Source organism: Candidatus Zixiibacteriota bacterium (assembly GCA_020853795.1).
Taxonomy (GTDB): Bacteria; Zixibacteria; MSB-5A5; order CAIYYT01; family CAIYYT01; genus JADJGC01.
The window spans coordinates 1-10,433 of record JADYYF010000084.1 but is presented as its reverse complement, the minus strand read 5'-3'; the positions used below and the strand labels follow the sequence as shown (position 1 = coordinate 10,433).

Annotated in this window: 11 protein-coding genes and 1 rRNA gene; 9 read left to right on the top strand and 3 right to left on the bottom strand. The window is 55.8% G+C overall.

Annotated features, from left to right (window positions below; all coding sequences use genetic code 11):
- The 9 genes from IT585_06625 to IT585_06585 form a co-directional block, all read left to right on the top strand.
- Window positions 1-49: ribosomal RNA gene (locus IT585_06625) — 16S ribosomal RNA — on the top strand; the annotation flags it as partial.
- 421 nt (window positions 50-470) lie between these two features.
- On the top strand, window positions 471-1,052 hold the full coding sequence (locus IT585_06620) for a hypothetical protein (GenBank protein ID MCC6962908.1): 582 nt from the start codon (window positions 471-473) through the stop codon (window positions 1,050-1,052).
- Window positions 1,053-1,187: 135 nt separating this feature from the next.
- Window positions 1,188-2,135: a hypothetical protein gene (locus tag IT585_06615; GenBank protein ID MCC6962907.1), complete on the top strand. Its 948-nt coding sequence runs from the start codon at window positions 1,188-1,190 to the stop codon at window positions 2,133-2,135.
- Window positions 2,136-2,435: 300 nt separating this feature from the next.
- On the top strand, window positions 2,436-3,533 hold the full coding sequence (locus tag IT585_06610) for a hypothetical protein (GenBank protein ID MCC6962906.1): 1,098 nt from the start codon (window positions 2,436-2,438) through the stop codon (window positions 3,531-3,533).
- A gap of 392 nt (window positions 3,534-3,925) precedes the next feature.
- Complete coding sequence (locus tag IT585_06605; GenBank protein MCC6962905.1) at window positions 3,926-4,330, top strand: hypothetical protein; 405 nt, start codon at window positions 3,926-3,928, stop codon at window positions 4,328-4,330.
- 98 nt (window positions 4,331-4,428) lie between these two features.
- Window positions 4,429-4,833, top strand: coding sequence for a DUF1801 domain-containing protein (locus tag IT585_06600; GenBank protein MCC6962904.1), 405 nt, complete (start codon window positions 4,429-4,431; stop codon window positions 4,831-4,833).
- Window positions 4,834-5,000: 167 nt separating this feature from the next.
- A complete protein-coding gene (locus IT585_06595) occupies window positions 5,001-6,596 on the top strand; it encodes a tail fiber domain-containing protein (protein ID MCC6962903.1) in 1,596 nt (531 codons plus the stop codon).
- A 317-nt stretch (window positions 6,597-6,913) separates the two neighbouring features.
- On the top strand, window positions 6,914-7,525 hold the full coding sequence (locus tag IT585_06590; protein MCC6962902.1) for a carbonic anhydrase: 612 nt from the start codon (window positions 6,914-6,916) through the stop codon (window positions 7,523-7,525).
- A gap of 126 nt (window positions 7,526-7,651) precedes the next feature.
- Window positions 7,652-8,851 (top strand): hypothetical protein, encoded by a 1,200-nt coding sequence (locus IT585_06585; protein ID MCC6962901.1) that lies wholly within the window; start codon window positions 7,652-7,654, stop codon window positions 8,849-8,851.
- Window positions 8,852-8,938: 87 nt separating this feature from the next.
- Here the strand turns inward: IT585_06585 and IT585_06580 are convergent, their stop codons facing one another.
- The 3 genes from IT585_06580 to IT585_06570 all read right to left on the bottom strand — a co-directional run bounded on the left by IT585_06580 (window position 8,939) and on the right by IT585_06570 (window position 10,351).
- Window positions 8,939-9,130 carry a hypothetical protein gene (locus tag IT585_06580; GenBank protein ID MCC6962900.1) on the bottom strand — a complete coding sequence of 64 codons (192 nt, stop codon included), beginning with the start codon at window positions 9,128-9,130 and terminating at the stop codon, window positions 8,939-8,941.
- A 2-nt stretch (window positions 9,131-9,132) separates the two neighbouring features.
- Window positions 9,133-9,723 carry a hypothetical protein gene (locus tag IT585_06575; GenBank protein ID MCC6962899.1) on the bottom strand — a complete coding sequence of 197 codons (591 nt, stop codon included), beginning with the start codon at window positions 9,721-9,723 and terminating at the stop codon, window positions 9,133-9,135.
- A 241-nt stretch (window positions 9,724-9,964) separates the two neighbouring features.
- On the bottom strand, window positions 9,965-10,351 hold the full coding sequence (locus IT585_06570; protein ID MCC6962898.1) for a hypothetical protein: 387 nt from the start codon (window positions 10,349-10,351) through the stop codon (window positions 9,965-9,967).
- Between the last annotated feature and the right edge of the window lie 82 nt (window positions 10,352-10,433).

Here is a 10,433-nt window from a genome sequence, read left to right as displayed (position 1 = left end):
GTCGTAACAAGGTAGCCGTAGCGGAAGCTGCGGCTGGATCACCTCCTTTCTAAGGAGTACTGGGTGTGTCAGCGATTGGTCCTTACCAAATGACATCGTCGCTGATCGATCCATGTCGACGTATCTATCCCGCCTCGGCGGGAGACAAAACAAGCTTTCTTCCTGTGCACACTATTTCTTGAATATCGAACCCCTGTCGGCAACGACAGGGGTTTTTTGCTGTTGTGTCGTCAGAAGGAGGAGTTAGATTGAGCAAGTCAAGTAACGACGCAGAGTGAGGATTCTGACTACTCTAAGGTCTGGGCCAGATGAACACTGAAGTGAAGAAGTCTCCACCGTCTGAGGATTGGTTTCGGAAGATACCGAGGAGGTTCTTCGGATTCCCAATATTGATCTATTCTCTATACGCTGGATTTGGCTTCTTGGTCGCTGGCGCTCTTCATTACACTGTTTGGATGCACAATGGTCAAATGAAGACTCTGTTCAGCTACTTGCAGTCCGACTCATCGAAGCCCTCGCCTGCATTGGCTCTACTGCTGTTCGCAGCGGTCGGATTACTTGCGACCGTGGTGTTCGTTTTCTTGTTGCGCCGGATTCGAAGAGAAAGAGGGAACCTCGAACTAGCGTTTTGGGGCACTGCGACCAGTTTCATACTGGCGTGGCTCCCATGGCTATTTGCCTCCAGCGTAGTGAATACCGTCTTCTTGTTTCTCTTTGGAATGGTCAGCATCGTAGGATTTGGGCTTCGGCGGCGATTGTCGAGTCGGTGGACACGCGAGCGAGGAGCTCGGCCAGATTTCTGGAAGATGTTTGTCAATGCGATCAAAGCTTGTGCAGCAGTCATCGCTGTGCTGTTGGGTGCGATTGCCACCAGTGTCCTTCTGCCATGGAGAAACACAGAAGTGGAGGAATTCGAACTACTCAGGTACGCATTCCTGTGTGCTTATGTAATTACAGGTATGATCGTGTTCGTACTTCTGCCGCTGCTGGCGAGGAGCCTCGAGAATGATCCGTCTGAAGAGGTCGAACTGGAAGTACCGGGTCCACTGTAAGAGGTTTCCTAAGATTGCGACTACTGACTAGAAAGAACCAGATCACAATCTTGCCTTGCCATGCTCAAATCAAACCAGCACTCAAAAGTGACAAGGGCCGTCCGTCGCAGCGTGAGTGAGGAGAAGTGAGGTCGTATGAACGAGAAGCTGAGAACGATAGTCGAGAGACTAGTTGCGGTCTACAGTTCGCGCTTGGCAGATGTTGCGCTTGACTTTCTCGCGATTGGAATGAAGATGTTTGCGGAGCGGCGCGCTTCTCAAGCATCGCACTACCAGGTTGCACTTGGCAATCTTGCTATTGCGGTCGAACTAATGCTCAAGTCGTATCTCTCAAGGAAGAACTTCTTGAGCATATTCGAAGGTGGCTCAACCGAATTCAGGTTCATGTTCTCCACGCCCGTAGAACTGCCAGCGGATTTCAATTGGCGGACTCACTGGGAAACGTTGCGGTCAAATGCAATCCCTACAATCGGGATGGATAAGGCTATAAGTGCTTTCTATGTCTTTCGCCCAGATCTGAAGCCCTCGTTGAGTCCCCACGCACGATTTCTTAGTACAGTTCGAAACGCGAGCGTTCATGCAATTCTCCCGAGCTTTCAGAGGTATGACCTCGAACGCACAGCATTCCTAGCGCTCAGCTTCTTGAGAGACATGGCCGGAGTCCAGGAACTCGAGCTGGCCTGGACCCGGGCACCTAAGGAGTATGCTGCCATACTCACCGAATTTGAATCGACGAGAGTCGAGAAAGTCAGAAAGCGTATCGAAGCCGCACGGACAAAATGCTCAAGAGGTCTGAACCTTGGATCAACGGAGATTCCGGAGGGGTGGGAGTTCTATACAACACACTGTCCTGTCTGTGCGAACTTCGCACTCGTTCAGGGATACACGCAGTTGGATGCTGTCCCAGGCACTGACTTGACGGGAGCCAAACTCAACTTCAGAGCGGGCCTCCTGTTCTGTGGGGCTTGCGAACTCAAACTCGACGATTCTGAAGAGTTGCGCCTCGCTGGCGCCAGTCCGATTATAGACCGCACAAGTGATCTTGGCCATTGGCTGTGGGAAGAAGGCCTGCTCGAAGACTGACCTTCGAGCCCAAAGGTCAACGTTTGGCTGAACCCGTATCGACAGAGACACCCAAGTCAATACCCCGGGGTACCGCTGTTCGGATTCGACTTGACTGTTGATGAGAAACTTAGCTGCACGGACTTCGGGGCACGAGCATAAAGACTAATTGTACCGAAATTGGAAATAATCGCCGTTCATTTTGTGGCACTTGACATCCAGGTTAATGACTAAGATATTGTTTTTATAAAGGAGTTTCCGCGAAGACAATGGGTAGGGCAGTAATCTTCATGCCAGAACCGTAAGGAGAAAGGGCAATCTATGAGCAGGTTAAGCGAACTGTGGTCTGACCGGCCGCTACACATCGTGGCATCCACGTTCATCATACTTATGGGCGCCGGTGCTTCATTGCTGAGCTTACTGGGCGGGGAAGTCATAGATGTGATTTCTGGAGTCGTCGCAGCCACGGCCGGCGGTATCGGTGGCGCGCTTCTATCTAACTCTTTGTCGGAGACTCGACCACGAGAGCGTGCTGTAGAATTGTTCAAAGCAGAATTACAGATGATTACCCGCCACGTTTCAGATGCGGCAATGAAACTTAATCGAATTGTTCAAATGTCACAAAACGGTGAGATCGATACCGAGGCAGCCATTGACCGGGTTTCGCAAGTAATATCAATTGTTCACGGGGCGGTGAATGACCTGAATCTGTTGGTCGGTAGTCCATCGAATTTTCAAACGATTATTGATACAGTTAGCAGTCTTGACAGCGTTTCGACAGAGCTCGAGACCATGATGAACAAAGGTGGTGGAAAATCCCTCGAGACTGAGCCGTTGCGAGAAAAGCTTGAAAGTGCCCGTCTTCAACTCGGCTCCGCTAAAAGAGCCCTCGGCGATATCGAAGCACCGCGAGCACAAGAGCGCGTTCTGTGTCCAAATTGCTCGAGCCAGATTAATGTATGGATAGGAAAGCAGATGGGTGACAGCGCCTTACCAACCTGCTCGTCCTGTGGTTCGCGGTTTCACGTTCATCGAACTGAAGATGGAATAATAACTAGGCCTTGGGGAGTGTATTCAAGACGAGTAGACGCAGTCTGCCCGAATTGCTCGAAGCCAATGCGTCTCTTGATTGACAATAACAAAAACACGGAGCGGAGGTTCTGTCTGAGTTGCGACAGTGATCTAGAGATAACCACCGATGGTTCAGTAGTGGATTGCGTTTCGGGTCATGCAGTGGACTCGACGATTGTCGAAGATCAGGGAGACCACCAGATTCTGAAGTGTCCGAAGTGCGGAAACACCTGGGTTACATTCTGGGGACAGGGTGATCTTGTCAAAGCAGTCTGCAAAGTATGTTGGTTGCTATTGAAGGCGAGAATCCCATACTCTGATCGAAGCACCATCGAACCCAGGTCGTAGTCTAGAGCTGAACTTCCCCCAAGAGTGTGGGTAAGTTGGTAACCTACCGTTGTTCCCGTACCCACGGGTAGGGTGGGAACTCCTTCGCTTGCTGTACTGGCGATTTAGCAATCACCCACAGCCCCGTAGGTCAGATCCCGCCTATTTCCATGCCACCGCGTCCCATCATGCCGCTAACGCCCCTCCACGTGTTGTACCCCACCGGAACGGTGGGACCTTCATAACTTGCTGCGCCGGCTGCTCAATCAACCAAGTCTGAATCAAGTCGTCCTCGTGGAACCTCGGTAGGGTACAGGTGAATGTAACGATTCAGCCTCTGACCCGCGAATTACACCGGCAACCTCCTGCGCAAGTTCGCCCGATCCTCCCCTGTCCAATTTTTGGAGGTCATCATGCCCATAACTACCAAGTCCATCGTCGTCATTCTCGTGTCGGTAGCGGCGGCGCTGCTGCTTGCCTGTGAAGACTCCAACGGCACCGGCTCCGACATCGACTGGCTGGCCGGTGAATGGGACTGGGTCCGCTCGTGCGGCGGCTGTCTGCCCGATTGCTCTTATCCATCCTATCTCGGCGAGGTCGTCGTGACATTCAAAGATGGCGTGTATCACAAGATCTACCGCGACAGCCTGATCGAGTGGGGCAGCTACAAGTACAGCTACGGGACCATCGATGGCTTTGAATACTACACACTCGATTACGACAACAAGAACTACTCAACAACCGTCTACGTGAACAGCGAGTCGGAACTTGTCATCGTCGGTACCTGGGGAGTCTACACGCAGTATTTCAAGATGTGAAGCCGCAGTTCCTCCCTCAGTGTCTTAGTTCCACAATCTGCCAACCACCCCTCCCCCCATCCGTATTCTTCTGGATACCCCTTGCCCCCGGAGTCCCAATGGCCGAACCCAAGACCCGACCCACCAAAGCCAGCGTCACCAAATTCCTCGCGACCATCCCCGATGACACCATGCGCAAAGACGCCAAAAAACTGGTCGCCTTGATGCAAACCGCCACCGCCGCCAAACCGCAGATGTGGGGAAGCGCCATCGTCGGCTTCGGCACTTTCCGCCTCAAGTACGCCTCCGGCCGCGAACTCGACTGGCCCCTCATGGGCTTTTCGCCGCGCAAACAAGCCCTCACCCTCTATCTACCCGACCTTCGGGGCCTGACACCATTCCTGAAACGTCTGGGCAAACACAAGACCAGCAAGTCCTGTCTTTACATCAAATCCCTCGCCGATGTCGATATGAAGGTACTCGAGGAAATGATCACCGCCTCCGCCCACTCGCCCGGCGCCTGAAACTTCGTTTTTGCTTGACTCCCACCTTCGCTCGGGCTATCTTTCATCATAGACCTATATTATCTTTTATGTCGCTGCCGTTGTCGTCGGGCCAACCCGTACCTCGATCCTTCTAAAGGCAATCAGAAGCGGAAGCGGAACCACCTAACTCTTGCGGAGGTATTCACATGACAAAGCGCACCTGCATCCTTATTCCTGCGTTGCTGCTGCTGACATTTGGTGTCCTGAGTGCTGGGACCCCGGGGTACATGAGCTACCAGGGTCGACTGACTGACAATGGAGGTAACCCCCTGACTGGCGTTTATGACCTGACGTTCCGGATCTACAACGACTCCATAGCGGGATCAATCGTTTACGAAGAAACCCACAGCAATGTCGCGGTGACGGATGGTCTCTTCTCCGTCCTGATCGGCGGCAAGAGCTTCATCCTGCCCTTTGACAACAACATCTTCGTTGGTCGCGATTGTTTCCTCGGGATCCAGGTGGATGCCGATCCTGAAATCGCGCCCCGGACGCGTCTGGCAACGTCACCCTACGCATTTCGCGTGGCGACCGTCGACAGTGCTGATGGCGGCACCGTGGTCGGGGCCCTCAAAGTTGCCGGCAATGCCAGCACGACCGGTAACGTCGGCGTCGGAACCGACACACCTGTTGCGGGAGCTGGACCGGCCGTCGCGCGCGTGCTGCAAATCGACGCTCCGTCAACCGGTGGCTCCACGAGCGGCGCGGCCTTGACGCTGACCGATGGCGGCATCGGCAATACCTGGGATATGGTTGCGACCTCGTTTACCGGAGTGTACGGAATCTTCGGCAACGGCAATGGCCTGCTGTACATCGAGCCGAACGGCGATGTCGGTCTCGGGACGGCGTCTCCTTCTACTGGCGCTGTCAACCGCGCCTCCCGGGTACTTGAGATCAACGCACCGATGAATACCGCCGTCAATAGCGGGGCGGCGCTCACCCTCGTTGATGGCAATCTCGGGTATGCTTGGGACATTATCGCCACCTCGTCAAGTGGGAACAATCTCGGAATCTTTGCAAACGGCACCGGCCGCTTGTACCTCGAACCGGATGGCGACCTGGGATTGGGCTCGACCACTCCTTCGACCGGAGCCGTAAATGTTGCTTCTCGCGTTCTGGAAATCAGCGCTCCCTTCGTCGCTGCGAACAACAGCGGCGCCGCGCTGACCTTGACCGACGGTAGTTTTGGCTCCGCCTGGGACATCGTGGCCACTTCACAGACGGGGGGGTTCGCTATCTACGGAAATAATAACCAGGCAATCTTCATTAAGCCCACCGGCGAAGTGGGCATCGGGACCTCCAGCCCCTCGACCGATCTTCATGTCGCTGGAAACATCTGCTACACCGGCACAATCGGGGCCTGCTCCGATGAACGCTTCAAAACCGATGTTCACGGATTGTCCAACGCCTTGGACAAGGTGATGCAGTTGCGCGGCGTCAGCTACCTCTGGAAGCAGGCTGAGTACCCGGATCGGAAATTCGATGACCGTCGGCAGATTGGCTTTATCGCCCAGGAAATTGAGTTGCTCTTTCCGGAAATGGTCATGACCGACGCGGATGGCTTCAAGTCGGTTGACTACGGACGGCTTACGCCGGTGCTGGTTGAGGCCATCAGAGAGCAACAGAAGCAGATCGATGAACTCAATGGCCTCCGCGGCGAACTGGCACGACTCCAGTCCCTCGTCGAGAAGTTGGCGAGTCAGTCTGGCGCTGGAACAGACTCGGAGTACGGGGCAAAATAAACGTCGATTGGCTGATTCGGAATTGTACTGCGCGATCCCCGGTTCACCGGGGCTCGCGCGTTACTGGCATTGAATCCAGCGATTGCCGCAGAATTTTCTCCGTCGCCTTTCCTCACGTGAGTTCATCAATCGGCTTGCCCACCCCGTAGGTCAACTCCCGACCGCTTCCACGTCACGAAATATCTTCAACCCTCCGAACGCCACGATTCTACCGCTCGTCGGGCTTTCGGGAGGGATTTGAGGCCCCTTCTCAATTTCCTTGCCTTAAGCGCCACATTCCCGCATGATCAACCTTGAACTCTGATCGGGGAGAGAACGTGACGACAGCCACCGAAGCCCTACAATATTTGCGCGACGGCAATCGCCGCTTCATCACCGGCAACCTGCGCACCGAACGCCTCGCCAACCTCGCCCGCCGCAGCGAATTGGCCGCCGGACAGGAACCGTTCGCCGTCATCCTCGGTTGTTCCGACTCGCGCGTGCCGGTCGAAATCATCTTCGATCAAGGCCTCGGCGACCTCTTCGTCATCCGCGTCGCCGGCAACATCATCGCCCCCTCGCTGATCGGCAGCGTCGAATTCGCCGCCGCCAAATTCGGCACGCGGCTCGTCGTCGTGCTCGGCCATTCGAACTGCGGCGCCATCAATGCCACCCTCGACGAACTCCAACAACCCGCGCCAAATCCATCCCGCAATCTTCTCTCAATCGTCGACCGCGTCCGTCCCTCGGTGGAGAAAGTTCTCGCCGAATCCGCCGGTCTCCCGCGCGCCGAACTCGTGCGCCGCGCCGTTCGCGCTAATATCGAAGCCTCGGTCAAGCAACTGCGGCACGGCTCGGACATCATCGTGGATCTGATCCGCCGCGACGGCCTCCTCGTCGTCGGTGCCGAATACTCCCTCGAAACCGGCCAGGTCGAATTCTTCCAATAGGGAAGCAGCGACACCGTCAAGTTTTTTGGCGCGATCGTGGGCTCCGAAGTCCGATTATTTGTATAATCTTCGTGGGCTCTCTGATTGTCACATAAATCAGCGCAACTAACAGAAAGGGATGGAAGAATGCGCATCACCATTCGTCCGGCTTTGGTGGCTGTCCTCGCCGCAATGTTCGTTTTCTCCACCGTGCAAACCGCGCCCGCTGTCCAGTCAACCTCAACTGCCGCCGGCGCAGGCGACGCGACCGATGCCGGAGTACTATTTCTCGGCATCGTCAACTCCGCCCGCGCCGTCGGCATGGGTGCTGCCACCGTTAATCTCGTTGATGAAGAATCCGGGCTCTACAATCCCGCCGCCCTCGGTCTCTTTCACCTGCAGCGTAACGCCGGCTTCTCTGCTCCGATCGCTACAAACTGGTTGCCCAATGTCATTGGCGGCGGCCTCAACTTGACCACGTTTGCAGTCAGCGGCGGCTATGCCGTCGAATTCGGCGACCCCGACGGGCCGAATCAGCCGCGCGTCGCCCTCGCCCTCGGCTACTCGCGCCTCAAACTCGATTACTTGGAAGGTCCTCGTGGAGTGCCGGGTTCAACCGGCGTTGGGGAAGAGGACTTTTATGACAAAGCTGATTTGTTCACAGTCGCCGGCGCTCTCGAGTACTACGCCCGCATCGGACTCGGCTTCACTCACAAACGTATTCGGTCCTATCTCGGCCCCGAAGGTTATGACATCGTCGGAAAGGCGAATGCCTCCGACTACGCCGTCGCCGTCGAGTTGCCAATCGTCGACCTCGTCGGGACAACTCCCGCACCGAACCGCGCGGTCAACTACGATTTTACGCCTTCCTTCGCCTACGTCCGCGCTAACAACGGAGATGATATCGAATATCCCGATGCCGCGCAGGAAGACCCCCTTCCGAAATTGAGCCGCACCGGCATCGCTCTGAAACTTGGCGCCGCCAGCGGCCGCGCCTCAATCGCATCGCTCCTGCTGGTCCATGAGTGGCAGAAGGATCTGGTCGGCAGCGACGCCGCCACCATCAAGAAATTCGGCGCCGAATTCGGCGTTCTCGGCAGCCTGTTCATCCGCGGCGGCAAGTACAATGACGATGACGGCCAAACTGACACCTACACCTACGGCCTCGGCCTGCGCGCCGGCGGAATCATCGCCTGGCTTGCCCGTCGCAGTCACATCGATCCCAACAGCCGGTTGGTGCGCTGGGTGGACAGCGGTTTTGATGTCGCCTTTGACTATGGCCGCTACGACAAAGGATCATCTCTCATCAGCGAAACAAACTTCTACAGCCTGCGCGTTTCGATCTGACCGCCGCTTGCTTTTCCTCGAGACGCCGTTTTGCCGGCGTCTCGATTCGCTTCATTGTCTGTTGTTAAGAACAGCGATTGATAACCGCTACGGGCAGGGAACTGGCTTGCAGACGTCCCAACAGACAATCGGCGGCGTGGTCGTGCAATACATCACCCAGATGCAGCACTTCGGCCGCGCTGTCGCCGACTCCGTCGAAACGATTGACAGCGACCCCAAGAAGAGAATCGCCAATGCCAGGATAAAGAACACCGCTTTGAATTTACGCAACGCCATCATTCTCACTCACCTCCTTCGGGTTTGATGGTTGCCAACGTCGTCAATAGCGAAAGAATCTCAGCTTTCTGACTCTCCAGCAGTGCCCCCGGCCACACCTGTCTGATCCGCCCCTCCGGCTCGATCAAAATCGTCTGCGGCAGCAAATTGCCCTTGTACATGTCAACGATTCCCGGATCAGTCACCGCCAGCACCGGGAACGCAATCCCATGCGCCGCGGCCGCCTCCTTGCCCTCGCCCGCCGTGCAGCCGCACAGACCCATCAACCGCAACTTCTCCGGCACTCGCCGCCGCTCGATCTCATTCCAGATCCCGAAATTGTCCTCGCACGACTCGCACGTCGGCGAAAACCACAGCGCCAGCGTAAAGGGGCTGCGTGTATCGTACGTCAGACTGATCTCGTTGCCGTTGATATCCGGCCCGCGCAGCGCCGGCACCGTGTCGCCGCTCTGCAGCGTCTTCTCGAAAAAATGCGCCGGGTCATCCAGCATCTGCTTGAGCTGCCGGTTCTGATAAACCAGGTAAATGATCTCCGCGCCCATGAGGACAATGATGGCGCTGAGCACTATGGTCGTGCTGCTTTTCTCCCAGTTCATGTGATTGAGCAGAAATAATCTCGCCCCGATGCGGGATTGTCAAGCTGAATTTTGGAGACGAAGAGGGACGTTTAAGAGGCTATTTCATGGGCCACTTTCAACCCGCTGCGTCGGTTCTTGATTTCGCGCGGCGTATCGGCAATCCATTGCCTGTGAGTAGACTTCAGCACGAAATTGTGAACCGACGCTTCCCGCTTGCTCGGAAATCGCGACCTCTGGGACAGCCTCATTCAAGTCCAAATCAGTGCTGCGCGACCGTTGGCGTCGAAGTAGTAGTTCGCGGCCACAACACCCACAGAGTATACCCCGCCAGTGCCGTTCCCAGCGGCAGAGTCAGCAGATTCAGTATGCTCGCCACGATCAGCATCGTCGGCGCCCATGGACGATGTCGCAACATGCCGATCCCGCCGATCAGGCAGGGCAGGAAGAAGAACAGCATGAATCCCGCCATCAGCAGGCTGAAACCGCCGGTAATCGCCGCCGGGATCAGTTCACTGCCCGCGAACGCTGCCGGCACGGCAATCCCAGCCACGATCAGTACCATGACCATCGTGCCAATGAGTGCCAAAATTCCGTAGGCGACGTGCAGGACTCCGACTGCCCGCAAATGTTCACGCTGATCTTTCACTGTGTATTCCTCCCGCTGATGTCGGCCAAAACAGCTGCCCCGGTTGCTGCCGCCGACAACTGCTTCTAAGACGATCACACAG